At 71.1% G+C, this 23,588-nt stretch carries 23 protein-coding genes and 1 pseudogene; 15 read left to right on the plus strand and 9 right to left on the minus strand.

Annotation, left to right across the window (positions count from 1 at the left end):
• Positions 1-114 precede the first annotated feature (114 nt).
• Positions 115-684: a hypothetical protein gene (locus tag ABZ070_RS02680; RefSeq protein ID WP_356629137.1), complete on the plus strand. Its 570-nt coding sequence runs from the start codon at positions 115-117 to the stop codon at positions 682-684.
• 2 nt (positions 685-686) lie between these two features.
• On the opposite strand, the gene ABZ070_RS02685 is transcribed toward ABZ070_RS02680, so the two are convergent.
• The 4 genes from ABZ070_RS02685 to ABZ070_RS02700 all read right to left on the minus strand — a co-directional run bounded on the left by ABZ070_RS02685 (position 687) and on the right by ABZ070_RS02700 (position 4,439).
• A complete protein-coding gene (locus ABZ070_RS02685; protein ID WP_356629139.1) occupies positions 687-1,697 on the minus strand; it encodes an LLM class F420-dependent oxidoreductase in 1,011 nt (336 codons plus the stop codon).
• Positions 1,698-1,816: 119 nt separating this feature from the next.
• On the minus strand, positions 1,817-2,641 hold the full coding sequence (locus tag ABZ070_RS02690; protein WP_356629141.1) for a hypothetical protein: 825 nt from the start codon (positions 2,639-2,641) through the stop codon (positions 1,817-1,819).
• 151 nt (positions 2,642-2,792) lie between these two features.
• Entirely contained in the window at positions 2,793-3,749 is a 957-nt protein-coding gene (locus ABZ070_RS02695; protein WP_356629143.1) for an N-acetylmuramoyl-L-alanine amidase, read from the minus strand.
• Between the two features lie 33 nt (positions 3,750-3,782).
• Positions 3,783-4,439, minus strand: a complete 657-nt coding sequence (locus ABZ070_RS02700) for a class I SAM-dependent methyltransferase (RefSeq protein WP_356629145.1) — start codon at positions 4,437-4,439, stop codon at positions 3,783-3,785.
• A 126-nt stretch (positions 4,440-4,565) separates the two neighbouring features.
• On the opposite strand from ABZ070_RS02700, the pseudogene ABZ070_RS02705 reads away from it, so the two are divergent.
• The 4 genes and pseudogenes from ABZ070_RS02705 to ABZ070_RS02720 all read left to right on the plus strand — a co-directional run.
• Positions 4,566-4,836: pseudogene (locus tag ABZ070_RS02705) on the plus strand (XRE family transcriptional regulator); the annotation flags it as partial.
• A 127-nt stretch (positions 4,837-4,963) separates the two neighbouring features.
• Positions 4,964-5,155 (plus strand): DUF397 domain-containing protein, encoded by a 192-nt coding sequence (locus tag ABZ070_RS02710; protein ID WP_356629147.1) that lies wholly within the window; start codon positions 4,964-4,966, stop codon positions 5,153-5,155.
• Positions 5,152-6,285, plus strand: coding sequence for a hypothetical protein (locus tag ABZ070_RS02715; protein WP_356629149.1), 1,134 nt, complete (start codon positions 5,152-5,154; stop codon positions 6,283-6,285). The genes ABZ070_RS02710 and ABZ070_RS02715 overlap by 4 nt, the downstream gene beginning before the upstream one ends.
• Positions 6,286-6,377: 92 nt before the next feature.
• On the plus strand, positions 6,378-7,565 hold the full coding sequence (locus ABZ070_RS02720; protein WP_356629151.1) for a lipid-transfer protein: 1,188 nt from the start codon (positions 6,378-6,380) through the stop codon (positions 7,563-7,565).
• 8 nt (positions 7,566-7,573) lie between these two features.
• On the opposite strand, the gene ABZ070_RS02725 is transcribed toward ABZ070_RS02720, so the two are convergent.
• The gene (locus ABZ070_RS02725) at positions 7,574-8,497 is read right to left on the minus strand and encodes an aminoglycoside phosphotransferase family protein (RefSeq protein WP_356629153.1); all 924 of its coding nucleotides are present in this window, start codon (positions 8,495-8,497) and stop codon (positions 7,574-7,576) included.
• 393 nt (positions 8,498-8,890) lie between these two features.
• On the opposite strand from ABZ070_RS02725, the gene ABZ070_RS02730 reads away from it, so the two are divergent.
• Genes ABZ070_RS02730 through ABZ070_RS02740 form a run of 3 tightly spaced genes read left to right on the plus strand, consistent with a single transcriptional unit; the run spans position 8,891 to position 11,311 of the window.
• The gene (locus ABZ070_RS02730; RefSeq protein ID WP_356629155.1) at positions 8,891-9,475 is read left to right on the plus strand and encodes a phosphoribosyltransferase family protein; all 585 of its coding nucleotides are present in this window, start codon (positions 8,891-8,893) and stop codon (positions 9,473-9,475) included.
• Positions 9,472-10,314, plus strand: coding sequence for an inositol monophosphatase family protein (locus tag ABZ070_RS02735; RefSeq protein WP_356629157.1), 843 nt, complete (start codon positions 9,472-9,474; stop codon positions 10,312-10,314). Before ABZ070_RS02730 ends, ABZ070_RS02735 begins: the two co-directional genes overlap by 4 nt.
• Positions 10,315-10,342: 28 nt before the next feature.
• Complete coding sequence (locus tag ABZ070_RS02740; RefSeq protein WP_356629159.1) at positions 10,343-11,311, plus strand: glycosyltransferase family 2 protein; 969 nt, start codon at positions 10,343-10,345, stop codon at positions 11,309-11,311.
• Positions 11,312-11,318: 7 nt separating this feature from the next.
• On the opposite strand, the gene ABZ070_RS02745 is transcribed toward ABZ070_RS02740, so the two are convergent.
• Positions 11,319-11,960 (minus strand): response regulator transcription factor, encoded by a 642-nt coding sequence (locus ABZ070_RS02745; protein WP_356629161.1) that lies wholly within the window; start codon positions 11,958-11,960, stop codon positions 11,319-11,321.
• A 4-nt stretch (positions 11,961-11,964) separates the two neighbouring features.
• Positions 11,965-13,095 carry a sensor histidine kinase gene (locus ABZ070_RS02750; protein ID WP_356629163.1) on the minus strand — a complete coding sequence of 377 codons (1,131 nt, stop codon included), beginning with the start codon at positions 13,093-13,095 and terminating at the stop codon, positions 11,965-11,967.
• Between the two features lie 412 nt (positions 13,096-13,507).
• Here ABZ070_RS02750 and ABZ070_RS02755 point away from each other — a divergent pair, with 412 nt between their 5' ends.
• The 3 genes from ABZ070_RS02755 to ABZ070_RS02765 are packed head-to-tail and all read left to right on the plus strand — an operon-like array spanning position 13,508 to position 16,461.
• Positions 13,508-14,362, plus strand: a complete 855-nt coding sequence (locus ABZ070_RS02755; protein ID WP_356629165.1) for a MaoC/PaaZ C-terminal domain-containing protein — start codon at positions 13,508-13,510, stop codon at positions 14,360-14,362.
• A gap of 23 nt (positions 14,363-14,385) precedes the next feature.
• Complete coding sequence (locus ABZ070_RS02760) at positions 14,386-15,462, plus strand: Zn-dependent alcohol dehydrogenase (protein ID WP_356629167.1); 1,077 nt, start codon at positions 14,386-14,388, stop codon at positions 15,460-15,462.
• 45 nt (positions 15,463-15,507) lie between these two features.
• On the plus strand, positions 15,508-16,461 hold the full coding sequence (locus tag ABZ070_RS02765; RefSeq protein WP_356629169.1) for a 3-oxoacyl-ACP reductase: 954 nt from the start codon (positions 15,508-15,510) through the stop codon (positions 16,459-16,461).
• A gap of 321 nt (positions 16,462-16,782) precedes the next feature.
• On the opposite strand, the gene ABZ070_RS02770 is transcribed toward ABZ070_RS02765, so the two are convergent.
• On the minus strand, positions 16,783-18,135 hold the full coding sequence (locus ABZ070_RS02770; RefSeq protein ID WP_356629171.1) for a hypothetical protein: 1,353 nt from the start codon (positions 18,133-18,135) through the stop codon (positions 16,783-16,785).
• A 183-nt stretch (positions 18,136-18,318) separates the two neighbouring features.
• Here ABZ070_RS02770 and ABZ070_RS02775 point away from each other — a divergent pair, with 183 nt between their 5' ends.
• Genes ABZ070_RS02775 through ABZ070_RS02790 form a run of 4 tightly spaced genes read left to right on the plus strand, consistent with a single transcriptional unit; the run spans position 18,319 to position 22,291 of the window.
• Entirely contained in the window at positions 18,319-19,356 is a 1,038-nt protein-coding gene (locus ABZ070_RS02775; protein WP_356629173.1) for an iron-siderophore ABC transporter substrate-binding protein, read from the plus strand.
• A 42-nt stretch (positions 19,357-19,398) separates the two neighbouring features.
• Entirely contained in the window at positions 19,399-20,238 is an 840-nt protein-coding gene (locus tag ABZ070_RS02780) for a Nif3-like dinuclear metal center hexameric protein (RefSeq protein ID WP_356629175.1), read from the plus strand.
• A complete protein-coding gene (locus tag ABZ070_RS02785) occupies positions 20,235-20,978 on the plus strand; it encodes a C4-type zinc ribbon domain-containing protein (RefSeq protein ID WP_356629236.1) in 744 nt (247 codons plus the stop codon). Before ABZ070_RS02780 ends, ABZ070_RS02785 begins: the two co-directional genes overlap by 4 nt.
• Complete coding sequence (locus ABZ070_RS02790; RefSeq protein ID WP_356629177.1) at positions 20,978-22,291, plus strand: bifunctional RNase H/acid phosphatase; 1,314 nt, start codon at positions 20,978-20,980, stop codon at positions 22,289-22,291. Before ABZ070_RS02785 ends, ABZ070_RS02790 begins: the two co-directional genes overlap by 1 nt.
• Positions 22,292-22,963: 672 nt before the next feature.
• On the opposite strand, the gene eda is transcribed toward ABZ070_RS02790, so the two are convergent.
• Complete coding sequence (gene eda / locus ABZ070_RS02795) at positions 22,964-23,587, minus strand: bifunctional 4-hydroxy-2-oxoglutarate aldolase/2-dehydro-3-deoxy-phosphogluconate aldolase (protein ID WP_356629179.1); 624 nt, start codon at positions 23,585-23,587, stop codon at positions 22,964-22,966.
• Position 23,588 lies beyond the last annotated feature (1 nt).

Genomic DNA, 23,588 nt, shown 5'->3' on the forward strand with positions numbered 1-23,588 from the left:
GCCGCTTGTGCGCGTGTGAAACCCGTTCGGGCGAACACCGATGGCCGCCCCGCCGAGCCGGAGAGAGGGTCGAAGGCGTCTGTCCGCCTGCTCCGAGCGCCCTTGGAGGCCGCCGTGACCGCCGCCGCCCACACGACACCGACCGGTCCGATACGCCGCGCCCTCCTCGCGCTGCTCCTGTGCTGCGCTTTCCTCGGCTCCGTCGTGGCGTGCGGCGGGGGTGGCGAGGAGGCGGGCAGCGCCCAGGCGACGCCGTCCGGTACGTCCTCCGCCGAGAAGCAGAAGTTCGCCAAGACCCGCTTCGTCGCCAACGCCGGTCTCGCCGCAGGGGCGACGTACCAGTGGATCGTGAAGCCGTACCGTGAGGGCAAGTTCAAAGAGGGCGCCCAGGGTCGGAAATCCGCGCTCGTCAAGGCAGGCTTGGCGGGGGCGTTCACGTACAACCGGCTCAAGGCCGCCGTGAAGAACGCCAAGGGCGACCCGCTGCTGTCGAAGGCGGTCGCCCCGCTCGACGAGGGCATCGAGAAGCTCAAGGTCATGGCGACCAAGCTGCGCGACGGCAACGTCAGCGACAAGGACGTCAGCAGTTTCGAGTCGGTCATCACCGACGTGAAGGACGCGGGGAAGGGCGCGGGCGCGCCGGTCACGGACCAGGTCCCCTCGGTGTCCCAACTGGGCGGGTAGGCTCACGCGTTCAGCTCGGCCAGCACCCGCAGCGTATGCGGGTCCGGCGCCGTGACCAGCAGGTCCGTGACCGGGCCCGACCGCCACAGGGCCAGCCGTTCCGCGATCCGTTCGCGCGGGCCCACGAGCGAGATCTCGTCCGCGAAGTCGTCCGGCACGGCGAGCACTGCCTCCTCCCGCCGCCCTGTCAGGAAGAGTTCCTGGATCCGGCGGGCCTCGTCCGCGAAACCCATCCGGGCCATGAGGTCGGCGTGGAAGTTGCGCGCCGCGTGCCCCATGCCGCCGATGTAGAAGCCGAGCATCGCCTTCACCGGCAGCAGCCCTTCCGCGATGTCGTCGCAGACCCGGGCGCGGGCCATCGGCGCGACCATGAAACCTTCCGGCGCGTCCGCCAACGACGTCTGGTGGACGTCGGTGCGCATCGGCGACCAGTACAGGGGGAGCCAGCCGTCGGCGATACGGGTCGTCTGCGCGATGTTCTTCGGCCCCTCCGCGCCCAGCAGGACGGGCAGGTCCGCGCGCAGGGGATGCGTGATCGCCTTGAGCGGCTTCCCGGTGCCCGTTCCGTCGTCACCCCCGTACGGGTGCGCATGGAAGCGGCCCGCGAGCTCCACGGGCCCCTTGCGCGCCAGGACCTGGCGGATCACGTCGACGTACTCGCGCGTCGCGGTGAGCGGGCTCCTCGGGAAGGGGCGGCCGTACCAGCCCTCCACCACCTGCGGCCCCGACAGGCCGAGCCCCAGCATCATCCGGCCGCCCGAGAGATGGTCCAGGGTCAGCGCGTGCATCGCCGTCGCGGTCGGCGTGCGCGCCGCCATCTGCGCCACGGCCGTGCCGAGCCGGATGCGGGACGTGTGCGCCGCGATCCAGGCGAGTGGTGTGAAGGCGTCCGACCCCCACGCCTCCGCCGTCCACACCGAGTCGTAGCCGAGTCGCTCCGCCTCGCGGGCCAGTTCGAGATGGCGGGGGTCGGGGCCGCGGCCCCAGTAGCCGAGGGCGAGTCCGAGTCGCATGCCGACCATCCTTCCCGAGCACCGTTTCTGACGGGGTGTCAGAGCGCTGACGGGGCGTCAGGGTACGGCAACGGCCCCCCGCCCGGAAGGGCGAGGGGCCGTGCGGTGTACGAGGGGGATCAGCCGCGCTGGATGCCCGACGTGTCCTGCAGGACGCCACGACGGCCGTCCTGTGTCTGGGCCACCAGGCCCGGGCCGCGCTGCTCCACAGCGAGGTACCACGTGCCGGGCGCCAGCTCGGCGATCGGCGTCGGCGAACCGTCCTCGCCGTACAGCGGGCGAGCCACCGGAACGGCGAACCAGAACGGCGTGAAGTCCGACGGCGCGCCGCTCTGGGCGGCGTCGGCCGGGGCGGCCGCGGCAGGCTGGCCGGCCTGCGGCTGCGCCTGCTGCGCGCCGTAGGGCTGCGCCTGACCGGGCTGGCCACCGTACGACGGCTGACCGGCGCCGGCGCCCGGGTAGCCGTAGCCACCCTGTGGCTGCGGCTGCATGCCGTACGGCTGCTGGGCCGCGGCCGGACTCGGCGCGCCGACCAGCGGGGCCTTCAGTGCCGGGACCAGCGGCGTGGCGATCGCGCCGCCCGCGAGGGCGATCGTGGCGAGCAGGCCCAGGATGGCGCCGGCGCCCGCGCTGTTCATGTCGATGATCGTCCAGAACATCGCCCACAGCGCGAAGATGGTGAGGGCCACACCGAACTGGCCCAGGTCCAGACCGGCCACCTTGCGGCCCGGCATGCTGCGGCTGAGGATCAGCAGCGCAGCGCCGATGATCCCGCCGATGTAGATGGACATCACTGTGGAGAGCGAGTCCCAGGCGTTCATCGCGTCGCAGTCGACGCCGCTCGGGCAGTCGACGCTCACGAAGCTGAGGAACGAGGCGATGAACAGCACCACCGCTGCTCCGATCACCACGCCGTCGCCTCGAGTGAGGGAGCGGATGTTCACGTAAAAGTCCTTCGTCGTCGTCTCATCATCGGGGCGGTCTTCGCTGCCGCCTTGTTCGGCGGTGTGCACTGACGCGGAGCTCGGGGGTGACTCCCCATCGTAGAGGTGAATCTATCGTCTGCCGGTTCCGGGCGTCTGCCCGGTATCGCACTCACCGCTGGAGGTAGCTGCTGATCCCGTCGGCCATTCCCTGCGCCGCCTTCTGCCGCCAGCTCGCGCTGGTGAGCAGAGCGACATCCTCAGGATCGCGCATGTTGCCGCATTCGATGAAGACCTTCGGCACGGTCGAGAGGTTGAGTCCGCCGAGATCCTTGCGCACGTCGAGGCCGGTGCCGCCGCCCACGTAGTTGGACGGTGAGCTTCCGGTCGCCCGCAGGAACTTGCCGGCGATCCGCTCACCGAGGTCGCGTGAGGGGCCCACGATTTTCGAGGTGTCGGCGGCGCCCGCGTTGACCCGATCGGGGAGGATCACGTGGAATCCGCGGTTGCCGACCGCCGACCCGTCGGCGTGGATCGAGACGACCGCGTCGGCCTTCGCTTCGTTGCCGAATCGTGCCCGTTCGTCGACGCACGGGCCGAACGGCCGGTCGTCGTCCTGGGTCAATTCGACCTTGGCGCCCTGCTTTTCGAGCAGAGTGCGGAGACGACGTGAAACATCCAAGGTGAAATCGGCTTCGCGGTAACCGGCGTTGGTGGCGGTACCTGTCGTGTCGCATTCCTTGCGGTTGGTTCCGATGTCCACCTGCTTGTTGATCTCGCGGGTGTGCGAGAAGTTCCCCGGGTTGTGCCCCGGGTCCACGACGACGACCTTCCCGGCGAGCGGCAGATCCCGCTTCGCGGGCGACGTCGACGGCGCGGGCGAGGAGGTGGGGGGTGCGAGGGTCTCGGACCGGGTCGGGGCGGGCGTCGGGGACGCGGAGTCGCCCGGCTTGCCCGCGCTGGTGGCGGACCCCGCCGGGGCGTCGCCCCCGGGTCCGTCGTCGGCCCGCTGGACCAGCCACCCGCCCAGCCCGCCCGCCACCAGCGCGGCGGCCGCCACTACGGCGACGACACCGCGCCGGGAACGGCGTGGCCGGGGATCGTGGTGCTGGTTCTCGTCGTACGACACGGTCGCGATGCTAGCGGTCGGCCGGCCAGGTGCTCAGATGCCCGCGCCCGTGCGTCGCAGGACACGCAGCGAGTCCGTGACGGAAATCTCGCTGAACGCCCCCGACGCGAGCGCGCGCAGATAGACGCGGTAGGGGGCCTGGCCCGTCCACTCGTCCACCGGGTCGGGGAAGACGTCGTGGATGACGAGCAGCCCGCCCACGGCCACATGCGGGGCCCAGCCCTCGTAGTCGTTGCTCGCGTGCTCGTCGGTGTGGCCGCCGTCGACGAAGACCAGCCCGACCTCCCCGCCCCACACCTTCGCCACCTGAGGCGAACGCCCGACGACGGCGATCACGTGGTCCTCCAGGCCGGCCTTGTGCAGGGTGCGCCGGAAGGTGGGCAGCGTGTCCATCAGGCCGACCTCGGGGTCCACGACCGTCGGGTCGTGGTACTCCCACCCCGGCTGCTGCTCCTCGCTGCCCCGATGGTGGTCGACGGTCACGACGACGGTGCCGGCCGCGCGGGCCGCGTCCGCCAGCAGGATCGTCGAGCGCCCGCAGTACGTACCCACCTCGAGCAGCGGCAGCCCGAGCGCACCCGCCTCGATCGCGGCCGCGTGGAGGGCGAGGCCCTCGTTCACGGGCATGAAGCCCTTGGCGGCCTCGAAGGCGGCGAGGGTCTCCGGCTTGGGGGTGGGGGCGGCGGTCATCGGAACCTCCCGATAAAGGGGCGTACGGAGGCGGACAGGGGGTGCAGGGATGGGGAGGCCATCGTGCCCTACGCGCCGGTAGCTCCTGCGCGGGCGGGCGGGTTCCGTGGTTCACGTCACCCTGGTGTGCAGTGGCCCGAGCAGGGCCCGCCGGGCGACATCATCTTCTTCACCGGGTCACTGATCGGCCAGATCGAGACGGTGAAGAAGGTCCCGACGCGGGACTTCAGCGAGCGTCTGGACGCGGCACTGGGCGGACGGCATGTTCCCCCGGCTGATGGGGCCGGCGCTCCGCAGCCGGCTGCCGCACTGGTGACGGGCGTACGCGGAGATGGAGGCCAAGGCGGCGTACATCTCCACGTATCAGACGCAGTTGGTGTACGGGCTGCTGCGGTCCAGGGTCACATGACGGCCAATACGAGCGCTGTGGGGGAGGTTGCACTCCGTTACGATCACTCGCAGGCCGCCGCGCTCTCCGTAGGACGATGCGGCGGCGCTGATCGCCCGCGTGACGGAGGAACGGTATGGACACCGGACACAGCCTGACGGGCGCACGTCGGCGCAAGTCCTCGTACAGCGGCGACACCGGCGGTGACTGCGTCGAGGTCGCAGAGCTCGCCGCCCACGACTCCGAGCGGCCCGCCGGGTACTTCGTCTCCACCACGTCCGCCGCCTTCGGGGCGTTCGTCGCCGCGGCCGGAGCCGGGCGCCCTTGATACGCCCTTCCCTCGAGGACCGTGAGGCCGGCCCGGACCGTCGGGAGCCGCTGCGCCGCTTCCTTCGCCACCGGACCGCTCGTGCCGCGGTCGCCGCCGGCCTCGTCGGCGCGCTGCTCGGGGCGGGCCTCGTGGCATGGAGTACGGACGCGCTGCCGTCGGCGAGGCCCGCCCCGTGCTGGGACTCCCTCAGTGACTCCGCGGTCTCGGGGCTGTTCGGTGACCGCCGTCTCGAGGTCGACGAGCAGGCGCTGCGGCGCGATCCGGGCGCCGCCTCGCTCTCGTACGGGCAGTGCAGGATCACCAGCTTCAAAGGCGAGGAGGCTCGTCGGCAGGCGATCGTGCGTGTGCACACCCTGGACGGCCTGTACGGCACCGACGGTCGCCGCTGGCCCGCCGAGTTCCTGTCCAGCCGGATGGTCGCCCTCGGCGACGGGCTGCCCGGCATGGTCACCCCTTCGCGCGCATGGCTTGCCCTTCCGCGGAGCTGCACCGGGAAGCCGGGCGAGAACTCCGGCTCCACGGTCGTCGACGTGACGCTGGGGGAGCGGGATCTGGACATGTCCGCCCAGTACGACGAGGGGGACCGTGACGCCATGGCCCGCGTGGTCGTCGATGCGGCCAACGGCGTCATCCGGGAGATGGGCTGCAGTGGCAGATACCGCGTGCCGGCCGAACTGCCGGCCGTTCCCGACTGGCGTGACGTGCAGGTGGGCGCCTTCTGCGGGGTGAAGGGCCTCGAACTGCCGACCGCGTACCGGGACACGCTGCGGGTGGAACGTGCCGGCGGCGACGGCGGGTCGGCCCGGGTCTGCGAAACCGGACGGTCGGCGGCGAGGGTGAGGCTGCTGAGCGTCGTCGACCCGGGGGTGAACGGGATCTTCTCCTGGGAGACGACCAGGGGTGGCCCCCGCATCAGGGGAACCAGGGGCGACGGGACGCTCAACCCGACCCGTGGGGTGTACCGGCTCCGGTGCGGGACTGAGCGCGTCGTCTTCGTGGTGGAAGACCTCAACCCGCACAGCCGGCAGGCGAATCTCGTCCGCGATCTGCTGCCCCGGTACGTGCGGGCGGAGACCGAGCGGATCGGCTGCGGTCGGGAGGAGGTGAGTACCACGCCCCTCCGATGAGCCCGCGTGCTCTTGACCTTCCGTCAGGTTAGAACGTGTTCTACTCTGGTGCGCCCGTTCTCGGCCTGTCCGTTGAGACAAGGAGCGCTCGGATGAAGACGTACATTGTCGGCGTCGGCACCACCAAGTTCGAGAAGCCCGAGACCCGTGACTGGCAGTACTGGGACATGGCGCGCGAGGCCGGCTCCGGTGCGCTCGCCGACGCGGGGGTCCCGTACGAGCAGGTGCAGCAGGTGGCCGTCGGTTACTGCTTCCAGGTTTCCACCGCCGGACAGCGGGCCGCATACGAGCTCGGCCTCACCGGTGTTCCCGTCTACAACGTCAACAACAACTGCGCGACCGGTTCGACGGCCCTGATGCTGGCCCGGCAGTTCGTCCAGGGCGGCATGAGCGACTGCGTACTGGCGCTGGGTTTCGAGAAGATGAGCCGCGGCGCCCTGGGAAGCGGGGCCGGGCAAGGCGACTTCGCGACCTCGCCCGTCGCCCGCCACTACGGGATCATGGCCGCCCGCCACGGCTTCGAGGCCGCCCCGCCCACCGCGCAGATCTTCGGCAACGCCGCCCGCGAGCACATGGAGCGCCACGGTACGACCGAGGCACAGCTGGCCGCCGTCGCGGCCAAGAACCACCGGCACTCGGCGAACAACCCGGACGCCCAGTTCCAGGACGTGTACTCCGTCGAAGAGATCCTCGCCGCCCGCCCGATCCACCACCCGCTGACCAAGCTCCAGTGCTCGCCCACCTCCGACGGCGCCGCTGCCGCGGTCGTCGTCTCGGAACGCTTCGTCGTGCAACACGGTCTCCACGACCGGGCGGTCGAGATCGTCGCCCAGGCCATGACCACCGACACCGACGAGTCCTTCGCCTCCGGCTCGTGCATCGACGCGGTCGGCAGGCCGATGTCCCGCGCCGCGGCACGGGCGGTCTACGAGACCTCCGGGCTCGGCATCGAGGACGTGGACGTCGTCGAACTGCACGACTGCTTCTCCGTCAACGAGCTGCTGACCTACGAGGCGCTCGGCATGTGCGAGGACGGCGGGTCCGGCAAGCTCGTCGAGAGCGGCGCCACCACCTACGGCGGCCGGTGGGTGGTCAACCCGTCCGGCGGCCTGATCTCCAAGGGGCACCCGCTCGGCGCGACCGGCCTGGCCCAGGCCGCCGAACTGGTCCGCCAACTGCGCGACGAGGCAGGCCCCCGCCAGGTCCCGGACGCCCGGGTCGGCCTCGCACACAACATCGGCCTGGGCGGCGCGGCGGTGGTGACGCTGCTGCGGCGCTGAACGCGCCCCTATTCCGTACCGAACCACGCCTCGGCGAGCTCCTGGAGCGTGCCCGCCTCCGGAACGGGCCGCTCCCGCATGTACCAGGGCAGGTTGCTGTACACGTGCAGCAGCGTGTACGCCATCAGCACAGCCGGGTCGAAGGGGCGGCCGTACGCCTTGAGGAGCCGGCCCAGCAGACCCGGCTCGCCGCGGGTGACGAACAGGCCGACGGCGACGAAGTCGTACGCCGGGTCGCCGATCATCGCGGGCTCGAAGTCGAGCAGGCCGGTGAGCCGCCGGCTGCCGGGATCGACGACGAGGTGCTGGCGCATGAACTCCGTGTGCAGCAGCACGCGTTCGCTGCCGGTCGGCAGGGCCACGGAGTCGAGGAAGCCCGGGATCTGCTCCAGCCAGGCCTCCGGCAGGCCTCGTTCCCGCTGCTGCTCGACCGCGCCCGCGCGCTGCCGCGCCACGAACGCGTCCCAGTCCCCGGGCCCGAGGGCGTCGGCGAGCGGCCCGTGGTCCAGTGCGTGCAGTGCGGCGAGCGCCTCACCCGCCTCCGTCACGATCTGCTCCCGGTCGGCCTGCGGGATCCTTTCCCAGGCGACGGCCAGATCCTCGCCCCGGAGGCGGGACATGAGGACGTACTGCCACCCGTTCTCGTACGGGCCGAAGCTGTGCACCTGCGGCGTGGGGATCGGCAGCCGCCCCTCGAGATGGCTCAGCACCCGGCCCTCGGCGATGCCGTCGGCGGCGGCGGCGCCGGGGAAGAGCTTGAGGACGTGCTCGTCACCGACGGCGTAGACGGGCTGAGAGCCCGCCGAGTACCGGGTCATTGGTGCCCCGGTGAGCCCGAGCCGTGCGCAGAGGTCCTCCGCGCCGGGGCGCATCACGCTCTCGTCGGGTACGACTTCGTCCCACTGTTCGTCTGTTTCCACCACGGGCAGCATGATCCGGACCGTATGACGGCAACTGTGCGGCGGACAAAGCATTTTGCGTGATCAACACCTCCAGCGCCATGAGGCGGGCTGGGCCCGGCGACCCTGTCGACGGTCGCGCCTCCCGCTCCGGCGGCGCCACTGACCCGCGGCCCCTTGCCTCCGCCGGAGAGAGGTCAAGGTATCGCAAAGCGTCAGGCATCCGGGCATCGGGGGACGGTGGGGCAAAGATACCCTGTGCCTGATTTTATGCGCTCTTCACGCGACACTTTCTGATCGAACTCTGCGTCTCGAACTCTGCACCTCGAACTCTGCGTCTCGAATTGCTCTGCCCGGCGGCAGTACGTCAACCGCGAACAAACTCGATTGGGGTCACCCGTGCCGGACATGAATATGACGTTGGCCGTGGGGGGATTGATCGTCGGAGTGGTCGGCGTGGTCCTCACGATCGTCTATGCGCGCAAAGCGGAGCGTCTGAACAGCATTCGGAAGCGCCTCGACTGGGCCGATCTGCAGGCAGCCGCCTCCGACCTGTCACAGAAGATCAGGGCGGACTTCAACCCCGTAGCAGTGGTCACACCGGGCCTGACCGGGGCCACCTTCGCCAATCTGCTGGTGACCGACTTCCCGGGCCAGCCCCCTGTGTACGTCGGAATAAGGACCTGGAAAGCGGCGGACCACTCGTCCGGACTCAGTTCCGAGTCGATTCGGATCGAGACCAAGAAGTGGATAGTGGAGATACCCGCGAGCGTGACGGCCCTCATCGAGAGCCAGGGCGACATACTCATCGTCGACGACTTCGCCATGTCGGGGGACTTCCTCGAGATGCTGCGGTCCGAGATGGTGGCGGCCGGATTCGGTCCGGAGCGCATTCACTCGTGCTCGCTCGCGGTCACGAAGGTCGCCATCAAGAACCACAAGTCACCCGACTACTACTGGTGGATCGCCGACGACGACGAGTTCTACTTCCCCTGGGGGAAGGCTCGGTGACCAAGGCATCGGAGTTCTCCTCGATCTGCGGAGAAGTGGTCACGACGGTCGAGCACGAGGCTTCCCGGGTCCCGGACTACAGCGCAGATTTCAAGAACCCCTCGCAGGTGCAGACCAAGACGTCCATCGGCGATGTGATCACTCAACTCGACCGCACGATAGAGCGCGAACTGATCCAGAAGCTGACGGCCATCATTCCCGGATCCCGCGTGATCGGCGAAGAGTCGGGGCAGCACGGCGAGGGATTCCTCAACTGGATCGTCGACCCGATCGACGGATCGACGAATGTGCTGCACGGAATGCCGCACGCAGCTGTCTCGGTGGCGCTGTGCGAAGGATCGATCCCCCGGGTCGGAGTGGTGCACAATCCGTTCACGGGCATGAGCTACTACGCGGTGGCGGGCGAAGGGGCGTTCTCCCACCGTCGACAGGCTCCTCCGGGCAGGGAGGCGGACGAACGGATCGAGGTGTCGCCGAACAGGCGGCTGTCGCACTCCCTGCTCGGGTTCGGACTCCCCTACGACCGCAGCAAGGCGCCAAGGATCTTCCACGTCGCGGAACGGGCATTCGGCCAGTGCCAGGACCTGCGGCGACGCGGCAGCGCTGCGCTCGACCTCGTCTCCGTGGCGACCGGCGAGCTCGACGGCTACTTCGAACTGGATCTCCGGGTCTGGGACGTCGCCGCTGCCGGGCTCATCCTGCAGGAAGCCGGCGGCTCGATCTCGTCCTGGGACGGAAAGAGTCTCCGGTGGGAATCTCCGGAAAAGAAGCTGGACGTGCTGGCGACGAACGGTGCGATCCACGGAGCCCTGCAAGGAATCCTGCTCGAATGTCCCTAGGTAGAATTCATTCCGAACCGGGGGAAGCATGGCGCCGGCGCGCATCAGTATCGTGATACCGAGCTCGTTCCGAACGGAAATGCTTCGAAGGTCCGTCAGATCGGTACTCGACCAAACCATGCCCGACCTGGAACTCGTCGTGGTGAACAACGGGAGAGCCGCCGACGTCGCGGCCTCGATGCTGGGGGACTTCTCGGACCCTCGGCTGCGTATGGTGAGTCTCCGTAGGAACTCGTTCTTCTGCGCTCCTGTGAACTACGGCGTGTCCGTCTCCACGGCCCCCTACGTGGCCACACTGAACGATGACGCATATCTGGACTCCCACTGGGCCGAGGCAGTCGTCACCGCATTCGAGAGCAACCCCGAGGCAGGTTCGGTCGCTTCGCTGATCGTTCAGGCAGGTGATCCGGGCCTGATCGATTCTGCCGGCAGTCACGTGGACCTCTGGGGGCGCGCGTCCAACCTCCTGTGGGGCTCGTCACTGGATGCGCTGTCCGGCGGAGTGCGCCCGGTGTTCTCCGTGTCGAGCTGCTGCGCCGCCTACCGGCGAGAGGCGTGGGAAGCGGTCGGCGGGCTGGACGAAGATTTCACGGCCTATCTGGAGGACGTCGACCTGGGGTTCCGGATGCAGTTACTCGGGATGACCTGCCTGCTCGACCCGTCCTGCCGCGCGTACCATTACGGATCGAGCACGCCCACCCCATCGTCCTACAAGGCGTTTCTCATCGAGCGCAACCATGTGTGGAACGTCGTCAAGAATTTTCCCACTGCACTTTTGGAGCGCCACGCGCTGTCCATCATGAAAGCCAACTCACGCCCGGTCGTGCTGCAGAACGGGAGCTCCGTGCGGACCCTTCTGTCGGGCAAGATGGCTGCCGCCGCTCTCTGCCGCAGAATGCTGGGAAAGAGGAAGTCCATCCAGCGGTCCCGGCGTATCTCCGTAGCAGCTCTGGAATCTCTCCTCATGCCGATGAGTCCACCGGTGTGCAAGCTCTAGGCGCTTGTCAGAGCCAGCCCTGCCGACGGGCCTCGCGGACTGCCTCGATGCGGTTGCGGGTGCCCGTCTTGCCGATCGCCGACGACAGGTAGTTCCGTACGGTCGACTCCGACAGGTGCAGCCTGGCTGCGATGTCGGCGACCGTCGCCCCGTCCACCGCGGCGCCCAGCGCGTCACGCTCCCTCGCCGTGAGCGGGTTCGGCCCTGCGCCGAGTGCCACCGCGGCCAGTGCCGGATCGATGACGGTCTCGCCCGTCAGCACCCGCCGGATCGACCGTGCCAGGTCCTCCACCGGCCCGTCCTTGACGAGGAACCCGGCCGCCCCGGCCTCCATCGCCCGACGCAGGTAGCCCGGCCGGCCGAACGTGGTGAGGATCAGCACCCGGCAGTCGGGGACCTCCCGCGCCAGGTCCGCCGCGGCGTCCAGGCCGCTGCGGCCCGGCAGTTCGATGTCCAGCAGGGCCACATCGGGCCGCGAGACGAGCGCGGCGTCCACGATCTCGTCCCCGCGCCCCACCTGCGCCACCACCTCGATGTCCGGCTCCAGGCCGAGCAGCAGCGCGAGGGCGCCCCGCATCATGCCCTGGTCCTCCGCGAGCAGGACACGGACGGACTTCGCCGGTCTGTGGTCGCGGAGCATCTCGTCCATGACCTCAGGCTACGGCCGTGACCGGCAGCTCGGCCGTCACGCGGAACCCACCGTCCGGCACCGGGCCCGACTCGAGCGTTCCCCCCGCCGCGCCGAGGCGTTCCGCCAGCCCCCGCAGACCGCTGCCGCCGGAAGTTCCCGCGGGGTCGGGGCCCCGGCCGTCGTCGGTGACCGTCAGGCGGGCCCGTTCCGCCGTGCCCGTCAGTGCGATCACGCAGTGCGCCGCCCTGGAGTGGCGTACGACGTTGGTCACCGACTCCCGTACCACCCAGCCCAGCAGCGCCTCCGCCTCCGGCTTCAGCAGGGGACCCGACAGCCGGACCTCCGGCTCGATGCCGGCCGTGCTCAGAGTGTCGCGTGCGCGGCCCAGCTCGGCGGTCAGGCTGCCCTCGCGATAGCCCGTGACGGCCTCGCGGATCTCCGTCAGGGCCTGTCGGCCCACCGCCTCGATGTCGGAGATCTGCGTGAGCGCCGCGTCCATGTCCCGCACTCCCAGGCGGCGGGCGGCCTCCGCCTTGACCACGATCACCGACAGCGTGTGACCCAGCAGGTCGTGCAGATCGCGGGAGAAGCGCAGCCGTTCCTTCTCGACGGCGCCGCGCGCCAGCTCCTCCCGGGTGGCGCGCAGCTCCCGTACGGTCTCGGAGAGCCTCAGCACCGCCGCCGTGACCATCGACGAGATGAACGTGCCGTACACGACGCTGATCGCACCCCAGCCGTCGCGCCACGCGGCGACCGCACCGGCGGCGACACAGAGCGGAAGGACCACCCACACCAGCTGCCGGCCGCGCAGGACCGCGCCGACGGCGAGGCCGAGGAGCGGGAAGAAGAGCAGCCAGTCGCCGCCGTAGCCCGCGGCGAGGGCGAACGTGACCCCGGCCAGTGCCGCCAGCGCCCAGCGGGAGGCGGCGGCGGACTCGCGCCTGCCGCTGTTGAAGGCGAGGAAGACGACGGCGATGTAGAGGGAGTTGAAGGCGAGCAGCCCCAGACCGCCGATCCACGGACTGGGCGTCTCGCCCTGGAGGAGGTGGGACACGGCGCCCATGCCCATCAGCAGCCACGGGAGCATGGCGAACCCGCTGGGTGGCCCTGCGTGCACGGGCCCACAGTCGTGAAGCGTCTTGGAAACGGTCATGGCGCCGACGCTACGGATTGGGGAGCCGGCCCGGCAGATGCGCATGTACGGTCCCGGCGGTGACAAATGTCCTGGCGGTGCGGAGTCGGGGCGTTCGCCCCGCCGTCCTGGGCAGCCTGCGCAACGGACGCCTCGGCGCCCGTACGGCTGCCGAGGCGTCGGGACCGAGCCGGCTCCGCCCCCGGGGCAACGGAGCTGACATACCGTCAGTCGTCTTCACAACGTCCGGAGGCCGCGCTATACATAGGGCCATCGGCCTAGAACGCGTTCTAGAACGGGCTCGCCGGGCCGGTCACGTACGACCTCGGTGCGGCCGACGGTGCGGACGGCCGTGCCGAGGTCTCCGGGACCGAGGTCTTCACACCGAAATCTCCGCACCGAGGCCTTCCACTCCTCGAGGAGCAGCAGCCCCATGCCCATTGACGTCGCCAGGGCCGTCGCAGCAGAGCCCCGCTCCACCACCATCGCCTGGGACCACAAGGACATCCAGCTCTATCACCTGGGCCTCGGCGCGGGCCGCCCCGCCACCGACCCCGACGAGCTGCGCTACACCCTGGAGTCCAGGCTGCACGTGCTGCCGAGCTTCGCCACCGTCGCCGGGGCGGGCATGGGCGTCGTCGGCGGAATGTCCGCGCCCGGCCTCGACATCGACCTCGCGTCCGTGCTCCACGGCAGTCAGCGTGTCGAACTCCACCGCCCGATCCCCGTCAAGGGCACGGCCACCTCCCGCTCCCGGGTCGCCGCTGTCCACGACAAGGGCAAGGCCGCGGTGATCGTCCTGCGTACCGAGGCGGCCGACGACGACGGACCGCTGTGGACCTGCGACGCGCAGCTCTTCGTACGCGGCGAAGGCGGCTTCGGCGGTGAACGCGGGCCCTCCCGACGCCTCGAACTCCCCGCCCGCCGGCCCGACCGGACCGTCGAGCGCGTGATCCGCGAGGACGCAGCCCTGCTCTACCGGCTGTCCGGTGACTGGAACCCCCTGCACGCCGACCCCGAGTTCGCGAAGCTCGCCGGGTTCGACCGGCCGATCCTGCACGGATTGTGCACCTACGGGGTGACGCTCAAGGCGGTCGCCGACACGCTCCTCGGCGGCGACGTCACCCGCATCCGTTCGTACGGCACGCGGTTCGCCGGAGTGGTCTTTCCCGGCGAGACGCTGCGCATCCGGATGTGGAGGGACGGGGGCCGGGTCCAGGCGTCGGTCACCTGTGCCGACCGGGACGACGCGCCGGTACTTGCCGACACCCTCGTAGAGACCATGTGACAGCCTGCTGAAGGGACCCCGCCATGCGCGCAGCCGTAGTGCACGAGATCGGGCAGGACAAACTCGAAGTCCTCGACGACGTCCAGGCCGTCGGATTCGGCCCCGGCAAGGTGAAGATCCGGGTCCGCGCGACGGGCCTGTGCCACTCCGATGTCTCCGCGATGAACGGCGTGCTGCCGCAGCCCGCGCCGTTCATCCCCGGTCACGAGGGCGCCGGCGACATCCTCGACGTCGGCGAGGGGGTGCAGGGCCTCGCGGCCGGCGACCGGGTGCTGATGTGCTGGCTGCCCGCCTGCCGGGTCTGCCCGGCCTGCAAACGCGGCCAGACCCAGCTGTGCCTGGCCGGCTTCATGAACGCGGGCACCCCCAACTTCCGCAGGCCCGGCGGGGACGTCTTCGGCTTCGCCGGTACCGGCACCTTCACCGAGGAGGTCGTCGTCGACGCGGGCTGCGCGGTGCCGATACCCGACGACGTGCCCTTCGACATCGCCGCGCTCATCGGCTGCGGCGTCACCACCGGACTCGGCGCGGCGATCAACACCGCGAAGGTGGAAGCCGGTTCGTCCGTCGCCGTCATCGGCTGCGGCGGCGTCGGCATCTCCGCGATCCAGGGCGCGAAGCTCCAGGGCGCGGCGCAGATCGTCGCCGTCGACCCTGTGGAGTCGAGGCGTGAAGCGGCCCTGCGGTTCGGTGCCACCGAGGCGGTCGCGCCCGACGGACTCGCCGACGCCAAGCAGCGCATCACCGCCGGCGAGGGCTTCGACTACGTCTTCGAGGTCGTGGGCAGGTCCGCGACCGCCCGCACCGCCTACGAGACGACCCGGCGCGGCGGGACGCTGTGCATCGTCGGCGCCGGCGCGATGGACGACAACCTGCAGCTCAACATGTTCGAGTTGTTCTTCGACGAGAAGCGGATCCTGCCGTCGATGTACGGCGGCGGCGACGTGCTGCGCTCCTACGAGCGGGCCATCGCCCTGTGGCGGGCCGGCCGGATCGACCTGGCGGGCCTCATCACCCACCGAGTACCCCTCGCGGGGATCAACGACGCGCTGGACCAGATGCGCAGCGGTGAGGCGCTGCGCACATGCATCGAGCTCTGACCCGTCTTCGACCCCGTCTCCGGTGGATCTCCGAGAGGACTGCGCATGCCACATCCCCCTGAGGGCCCGCTCGCGGGCCTGAGCGCGATCGTCACGGGCGCGGGCCGCGGCCTCGGCCGGGCGGAGGCCCTGGAACTGGCCCGGCTCGGCGCGGCGGTCGTCGTCAACGACTACGGGCAGCCTCGTCGCGACGGCTCCGGCGAGGCCTCCGCCGCACCGGCGGAAGAGGTCGCCGCCGAGATCCGGGCGGCAGGCGGCCGGGCCGTCGCCCACCTGGGCGACGTCGCGGACTTCGAGTCGGCCCGCGCCCTGGTCGACACCGCCGTACGCGAGCACGGCAAGCTCGACATCCTCGTCAACAACGCGGGGATCCTGCGGGACCGGATGATCTTCTCGATGAGCGAGGCCGAGTGGGACGCGGTGGTACGGGTCCACCTCAAGGGCCATTTCAACACCACACGTTTCGCGGCAGCACACTGGCGCGAACGCTCCAAGGCGGCGGGCGCGCCGGTGTACGGCCGTGTCGTCAACACCTCCTCCGAGGCGTTCCTCGCCGGCTCGGCCGGTCAGCCGAACTACGCGGCGGCCAAAGGCGGCATCGTCGGCCTGACCACGTCGACGGCGCTGGCGCTCGCGAAGTACGGCGTCACGGCGAACGTCATCTGCCCCCGCGCCAGGACACGCATGACGGAGGACGTCTTCGCGGGCTTCGCGGAACCGGAACCGGGCCACCTCGACGCACTGTCACCGGAGCATGTGGCACCGCTCGTGGGCTATCTGTCGTCGCCGTCGGCCTCGGCCGTCAACGGCCAGTTGCTGGTCGTGCACGGCGGCATGGTGGCCGTGGTCGAACGGCCACGGGTGGCGGCGAAGTTCGACGCGTCGAAGGAGGCGTTCAGCTTCGAGGAGCTGGAGGGGGTACTGGGCGCGTACTACGAGGGGCGCCCGGTGGGAGAGACGTTCGCGGCGGGGGAGGTGCTGGGGCTGAAGCGGGGGTGAGGCCCCCATGCCGCCGGGCGGAACTGGCCCGCCCAGCAGCCCACTTGGGCCCCTTCAGCCCCCGTCCGCCGACGACGGCCTCCGGTGCCGCCCCTGCGCCGGCGCGGACGACTCGTCCCGCGCCGCCGCACCCCCTCGGTGTTTGCCGCCACCGGCACCGTCGCCCCGGCCCGCGCCCGCGGGCTGCGGGCGCTCGTGGGTCGCGTCGGTTCGGGCTTCAGACATGTGGGAAGTCACCCCGTTGTAATCGCTGCGTACAGGTGTCGCAGGGCGCCCGGCCACACCTGCGGAACCGTGACGCGGTAGCCCCGGCCCGTGAGTCTAACCACGGGTGCTGCGGCCGCTGAGCGGCGCCTGCTGCAAGGGAACCGGCCTGCGCACAAGAGGACTCCGGGAGCCCTCGCATGGTTCCCCACCTGCGGCTTCCGGTTGTGCCGGTTCTGTGGCCGTCGCGTGAGGAGAGGTTTCTGCAGACTCGGCCGCGAACACTTCGGACGCCGCCGCGCGAGCCACACCGCACGGCATCGACTGGGTGACGTAAGGGAGTTGCAGCACACCCTCCCGGCTCCACATGCCCGCCCCGGCCAACCATCCCTCGGGCACCGCCAGCTGATGGAGACGACGGCCCGAGGGCCGCCAGACGCCCACCCAGCTGCCCGCCGCCCCGTCGATGCGCAGGGCCACCGCGCAGCTCTCCGGCATCAGCACCTGGGCCGGCTGCACGGCGAACGGCGTCACCAGTGCGTCCGGCAGGCGCAGGCTCTCCGGGAAGCGCACCGGCCGCAGGCTGCCCAGTACACCCCAGCCGAGACGTTCGTCGCCGGGGCCCGGCGCGTTCGAACGGATCATCAGCAGGCCGCTGTCGGCGTCCGCGAGAAGCAGCCGGTCGTCGCTGTCCTCCGTGATCTGCAGCAGCGGTGTCACCTCGCCGCCCCGCGCCAGGTCGACCGCGACCGTCTTGACCGGGCCGCCGTCCGGCTGCCGGCGGTCGAGCGCGAGCAGCCGCCCCGTACGGTCCAGCCAGGCGCCACCCGAGCAGCGCCCCGGCACGTCGGCGAGATGCTCGGGCCCGAACGCCCCGCCCGCCACCAGCCAGATGCCGGTCGAACGTTCGCCCGGGGCCAGCGCGTACGCGCGCACGCCGTCCGGCGAGGGCGGCAGCAGCCACAACTCCTCGGCGGTGACCGCCCCGAGAGGCAGCTCGCCGGTCGCCGGTCCGGTCGGGTAGAGCAGGGAGAACGTGTGGCGCTCCGCGACCCGCCGGCGGATCAGCACCCGCCCGTCGCTCAGCGGCAGTACCTCCGCCTCGCGCTCCTCGGGCTGGTGCAGCGGCAGCGTGACCGCGTACGGCTCGGGTCCGTCGAGGGTCCAGCGTTCCGGGTACACCGCGTCGCCCGTACCGGCGAGGCGGGCGCCGTACGTCCCGTCGGCGGTGATCGTGAACCCGGCGTCCGTCGCGGCACCCGCAAGCCCCGTCGCGGTGTCCGCCCCGGTGCTCGCGAGCCCCGTCGCGGTGTCCGCCGCAGAACCCGCAAGCCCCGCCGCCTCCCCGGCTTCCGGGACCTCCGCGCCGTCCGCGCCCCCTGGGGCCTCCGGGTCCCCCGCGCCCTGCGTACGTTTCTTGGTCGCCACCGCCCCGTTCTCCGTGGCGGTTTCGACGGCACAGGCTGTCATCGATGCCTCACCTCCGGCCACCGAAGCTAGGTATCGCACTTCCTGCCGAACAACACGAGACACGTGTCTTCACACATAAGGGTGGCCATGCCCTGGTTTGCATGAGAACGGGAGGGCGGTTGTGCTCGGGGTTGCGGCCGCGCTTAAGGTAAGGGCCCCCTAAGTCCGGATCAGGAGCACGCCATGTCCCTTCGCCGTCGCGGTCCCGCCGTCGCCGCCCTCGCCCTAGCCGCCGCCCTCTCCCTCGCCGCCTGCGGCACGGGGGGCGATGCGGGCAAGGGCGCGGAAGCGCCGGCCGGCGACAGCGGCAAGAAGGTCGCCCAGGGCGGCGAGGAGTTCGGCGACGCGGCGGAGAAGACCGCGGCGATGGGCACGGACGCGCAGCCCGGAGAGTTCCCGCGCACCATCACCCACGCCCTCGGCACGACCGAGATCGAGAAGGCACCCGAGCGGGTCGTCGTCCTCGACGTCGGCGAACTGGACAACGTCGCCTCCCTCGGCGTGCAGCCCGTCGGCTACGCGCCCACCGAAGGCGACGACGGCATCCCCGGCTACCTGAAGAAGGAAGCCGGCAACCCCAAGAGCGTCGGCACCATCAACAGCCTCAACCTCGAAGCCATCGCCGCCCTCAAGCCCGACCTGATCCTCGGAAGCCAGCTGCGCGCGAGCGACAAGTACAAGGAGCTGTCCCGGATCGCCCCGACGGTCTTCTCCATCCGCCCCGGCTTCACGTGGAAGGAGAACTACCTCCTCAACGCAGCGGCCCTCGACAGGACCGAGGAGGCCAAGACCAAGCTCGAGGCGTACGAGAAGAAGGCCCAGCAGCTCGGCACCGACCTCGGCGACAAGAAGCCGACCGTCACGATGCTCCGCTACATGCCGGACAAGATCCGCCTCTACGCCCAGGCGTCCTTCATCGGCACGATCCTGCGCGACGCGGGCGTCCCGCGGCCGAAGAACCAGCAGATCGAGGACCTCGCCGTCGAGATCAGCCCCGAGAAGATGGACCAGGCCGACGCCGACTGGATCTTCACCGGCGTCTACGGCGACCCGTCGAAGACCAAGCGGGACACCGCCGAGTCCAACCCGCTGTGGAAGGATTTGAAGGCCGTCAAGGCCGGGCAGGCCGAGAACGTCCCCGACGAGACCTGGTACCTGGGCCTCGGCGTCACCGCCGCCGACGAGGTTCTGGACGATCTGCGCGGCCACCTCGTCAAGTAGGTGCAGGCTTCCGGGACGGGCGGGGCAGGTAGCCTTTGCTGCGTGCCCCGTCTGTCTGAAGTCATCGCCGCGCTGGACGCCCTCTGGCCCCCCGAGCGGGCCGAACAGTGGGACGCCGTCGGCACCGTCTGCGGAGACCCCGACGCCGGGATCACCCGCGTGCTGTTCGCCGTCGACCCCGTACAGGACATCGTCGAAGAGGCGGTGAAGCTCGGCGCGGACCTGGTCGTCACCCACCACCCGCTCTATCTGCGCGGTACGACGACCGTCGCCGCAGGCCACTTCAAGGGCCGCGTCGTGCACACCCTGATCAAGAACGACATCGCCCTGCACGTCGCGCACACCAACGCCGACACCGCCGACCCCGGCGTCTCCGACGCCCTCGCCGGCGCGCTCGACCTCCGCGTCGTCCGGCCCCTGGTGCCCGACCCCTCCGACGCGAGCGGCCGACGGGGCCTCGGCCGGATCTGCGAGCTCGACCACCCCGAGACCCTGCGCGAGTTCGCCGCCCGCGCCGCGAAGCGCCTGCCCGCCACCGCGCAGGGCGTCCGCGTCGCCGGCGACCTCGACGCGCCGGTGCGCACGGTCGCCGTCAGCGGCGGCTCCGGCGACAGCCTGTTCGAGCAGGTACGGGCCGCGGGCGTGGACGCGTTCCTCACCGCCGACCTGCGCCACCACCCGGCGTCGGAGGCCACCCAGCACTCACCTCTCGGGCTGATCGACGCCGCGCACTGGGCCACCGAATGGCCCTGGTGCGAACAGGCCGCGGCACAGCTCGACGCAATCTCCGACCGGAACGCCTGGGACCTGCGGGTCCATGTGTCAAAGACGGTCACCGACCCCTGGTCCTCTCACCACGATTCCTCTGGAGCCCCCAACTGAACGCCGCGCCCGCCGACCAGATCCGACTCCTCGACGTCCAAGCCCTCGACATGCGCCTGTCGCAGCTGGCGCACAAGCGCAAGTCGCTGCCCGAGCACGCCGAGATCGAATCGCTGAACAAGGACCTCACGCAGCTGCGGGACCTGCTCGTGGCCGCGCAGACCGAGGAGAGCGACACCGCCCGCGAGCAGACCAAGGCGGAGCAGGACGTCGACCAGGTACGCCAGCGCGCCACCCGCGACCAGCAGCGCCTCGACTCCGGAGCCATCACCTCGCCCAAGGACCTGGAGAACCTCCAGCGCGAGATCGTCTCCCTCGCCAAGCGCCAGGGCGACCTGGAGGACATCGTCCTCGAGGTCATGGAGCGCCGTGAGTCCGCGCAGGAGCGCGTCGCCGAACTGACCGAGCGGGTCTCCTCCGTGCAGAGCAAGGCCGACGCCGCGACCGCGCGCAGGGACACCGCTCAGGCGGAGCTCGACGCCGAGGCCGCGTCCGTCACCAAGGAGCGCGAGGTCGTCGCCGGCTCCGTCCCCGCGGACCTGATGAAGCTGTACGAGAAGCTCCGCGTCCAGCAGGGCGGGGTCGGCGCGGCCCGGCTGTTCCAGCGGCGCTGCGAGGGCTGCCGGCTGGAGCTGAACATCACGGAGCTCAACGAGGTCCGCGCGGCCGCGCCCGACACGGTGCTGCGCTGCGAGAACTGCCGCCGCATCCTCGTCCGCACGTCCGAATCGGGGCTGTAGTGCCTGCACCGCGCGAGTTCGTCGTCGAAGCCGACGGCGGCTCCCGGGGCAATCCCGGTCCCGCCGGGTACGGCGCGGTCGTCCTCGACCCGGTCACGGGCGAGACGCTCGCGGAGGCCGCCGAGTACATCGGCGTGGCGACCAACAACGTCGCCGAGTACAAAGGCCTGGTCGCCGGTCTGCGAGCGGCCCATGCGCTCGACCCGGAGGCGATCGTCCGCGTACGGATGGACTCCAAGCTCGTTGTCGAGCAGATGTCCGGCCGCTGGAAGATCAAGCACCCGGACATGAAGCCGCTGGCCGCCGAGGCCGCGCGCGTCTTCCCGCGCTCGCAGGTCACCTACGAGTGGATCCCGCGCGAACGCAACAAGCACGCGGACCGGCTCGCCAACGAGGCGATGGACGCCGGCAAGAAGGGCAAGCAGTGGGAGCCGTCGCGCTCCACGGCGGCGCTCGACGCGCGCGATGCCGGGGCGGCCCGTGTGGTGGGCGACGCGGCGGCGGGCGCGGCCAAGGCACGGGCGGCGCTGGGACGGCCGAGCGTCGGCGCGGGCGCGGCGGCCGCGGCGGGGTCCGTCGGCACGCTGGAAGCGACGGCGCGGCCCGCGGTCACGGCTGAGCCGGCCGCCGGTTCGGCCGCCGGGGCTACTGAGCCGGTTGCCGGGGCCGGCTGGGCCGCGCCGGACCTCGGCGTGCCCGCGACCTTCGTCCTGCTCCGGCACGGCGAGACGGTCCTGACCCCCGAGAAGCGCTTCTCCGGCAGTGGCGGCAGCGACCCGGTGCTGTCGGCCGTCGGCCGCCGCCAGGCCGAAGCGGTCGCGGCGTCACTCGCGGCGCGCGGCACGATCCAGCACATCGTCAGCTCGCCGCTGCGCCGCTGCCGTGAGACGGCGGACGTGGTCGCGGCGAAGCTCGGCCTCGACGTCAGCGTCGAAGAGGGCCTGCGCGAGACCGACTTCGGCGCGTGGGAGGGCCTGACGTTCGCGGAAGTGCGGGAGCGGTATCCCGACGACCTGGACGCGTGGCTGGCCTCCCCGAAGGCGGTCCCCACGGGCGGCGGCGAAAGTTTCGCCACGGTGGCGCGGAGGGTCGCGGCGACCCGCGACAAGCTCCTGGCCCGCCACCAGGGCCGCACGGTCCTCCTGGTCACCCACGTGACCCCGGTCAAGACCCTGGTCCGCCTGGCGCTGGGGGCGCCGCCGGAATCCCTGTTCCGCATGGAACTGTCGGCGGCGTCGCTGTCGGCGGTGGCGTATTACGCGGACGGGAACGCGTCGCTGCGGCTGTTGAACGACACGTCTCACTTGCGGTGAGGGGTGGGGCGGGGCGGGGGCCGTGCCCCTGCGGGGCTGTTCCCCTCCCCGCCCCTTCCCGCAACCGGGACAAGCCCCGGCCCCCGGCACCGCGCTCCGCACGGAGCCTCAATCCCCTACGGCCTGGTGGCCGCGGGAAGTCCCCCTGACGGGCTGAAAATGCCGATCCATGATTCAGCCCCGCCGGCGGGCCCCTCAACCCCCGCAGCCGTCAGGAGGGCACTCTCAGCCCGTAGGCGTGTTCCCGCCTGGCTCCGCCGGTGGGTGGGCATCTCCAGCCCGCCGCGGGCTCTGGGCGCCGCCGCGATGAGGGGGCACGTCCTGTCTGGCCCGTAGACGTGTTCCCACCTGTCCCCGCCGGTGGGGGCATTTCAAGCCTCGCCGGCGTTTGAGGCGCGGGGTTCGGGGCGGAGTCCCGACAGGACCGGCCGCACCACGACCGGTCGGCGTTTGTGGCGTGGGGCTCGGGGCGGCGCGCCGAGGAGCGGGCGCGTTCCCGCCTGGCTCCGCCGGTGGGTGGGCATCTCCAGCCCCGCCGGCGTTTGAGGCGCGGGGTCCGGGGCGAGCCCCGACAGGATCGGCCGCACCAAGCCCCGCCGGCGATTGAGGCGCGGGGGCCCGGGGACCGCCTCCCCGGGAGAACGTGCGCAGCCACGCCCCGTGCTCAGCGCCTCAGCGCGTGGTCCCGAGCTGCGCCGCCTCGCGTGCCAGGGACTCGACGCGTGCCCAGTCACCGGCCGCGAGGGCGTCCGCGGGCAGCATCCATGTGCCGCCGACGCAGCCGACGTTCGGCAGATCCAGGTACGTCGGGGCCGACGCGAGCGTGATGCCGCCCGTCGGGCAGAAACGTGCCCGGGGGAGGGGGCCCGCAAGAGACTTCAGGTACGGCGTGCCGCCCGCCGCCTCGGCGGGGAAGAACTTCATCTCGACCACGCCGCGCTCCAGCAGCGCCACGACCTCCGACGTGGTGGAGACGCCCGGCAGGAACGGCACTCCGGATGTCCCCATCGCGTCCAGCAGGGCGTCCGTCCACCCGGGGCTGACCAGGAACCGTGCTCCGGCCGCCACCGACGCCGCCACGCCCTCCGCCGAGATGACGGTGCCCGCGCCGACGACCGCGTCCGGCACCTCCGCCGCGATCGCCCGGATCGCGTCGAGCGCGGCCGGTGTCCGCAGCGTCACCTCGATCGCGGGCAGGCCGCCCGCGACGAGGGCACGCGCGAGCGGCACGGCGTCGGCGGCGTCGTCGATGACGACGACCGGAATGACGGGGGCAAGGTCGAGCACGGAGGTCATA

The sequence above is a fragment of the Streptomyces sp. NPDC006283 genome, from assembly GCF_040613325.1.
In the GTDB taxonomy this organism is placed as follows: domain Bacteria; phylum Actinomycetota; class Actinomycetes; order Streptomycetales; family Streptomycetaceae; genus Streptomyces.

Coding starts and splice junctions, on each gene's coding strand:
- eda (WP_356629179.1), bottom strand. CDS start 23,587: ATGACCTCCGTGCTCGACCTTGCCCCCGTCATTCCGGTCGTCGTCATC.
- ABZ070_RS02755 (WP_356629165.1), top strand. CDS start 13,508: ATGCCCATTGACGTCGCCAGGGCCGTCGCAGCAGAGCCCCGCTCCACC.
- ABZ070_RS02775 (WP_356629173.1), top strand. CDS start 18,319: ATGTCCCTTCGCCGTCGCGGTCCCGCCGTCGCCGCCCTCGCCCTAGCC.
- ABZ070_RS02750 (WP_356629163.1), bottom strand. CDS start 13,095: ATGACCGTTTCCAAGACGCTTCACGACTGTGGGCCCGTGCACGCAGGG.
- ABZ070_RS02725 (WP_356629153.1), bottom strand. CDS start 8,497: ATGCTGCCCGTGGTGGAAACAGACGAACAGTGGGACGAAGTCGTACCC.
- ABZ070_RS02700 (WP_356629145.1), bottom strand. CDS start 4,439: ATGACCGCCGCCCCCACCCCCAAGCCGGAGACCCTCGCCGCCTTCGAG.
- ABZ070_RS02745 (WP_356629161.1), bottom strand. CDS start 11,960: ATGGACGAGATGCTCCGCGACCACAGACCGGCGAAGTCCGTCCGTGTC.
- ABZ070_RS02710 (WP_356629147.1), top strand. CDS start 4,964: ATGGACACCGGACACAGCCTGACGGGCGCACGTCGGCGCAAGTCCTCG.
- ABZ070_RS02770 (WP_356629171.1), bottom strand. CDS start 18,135: ATGACAGCCTGTGCCGTCGAAACCGCCACGGAGAACGGGGCGGTGGCG.
- ABZ070_RS02760 (WP_356629167.1), top strand. CDS start 14,386: ATGCGCGCAGCCGTAGTGCACGAGATCGGGCAGGACAAACTCGAAGTC.
- ABZ070_RS02720 (WP_356629151.1), top strand. CDS start 6,378: ATGAAGACGTACATTGTCGGCGTCGGCACCACCAAGTTCGAGAAGCCC.
- ABZ070_RS02765 (WP_356629169.1), top strand. CDS start 15,508: ATGCCACATCCCCCTGAGGGCCCGCTCGCGGGCCTGAGCGCGATCGTC.
- ABZ070_RS02685 (WP_356629139.1), bottom strand. CDS start 1,697: ATGCGACTCGGACTCGCCCTCGGCTACTGGGGCCGCGGCCCCGACCCC.
- ABZ070_RS02740 (WP_356629159.1), top strand. CDS start 10,343: ATGGCGCCGGCGCGCATCAGTATCGTGATACCGAGCTCGTTCCGAACG.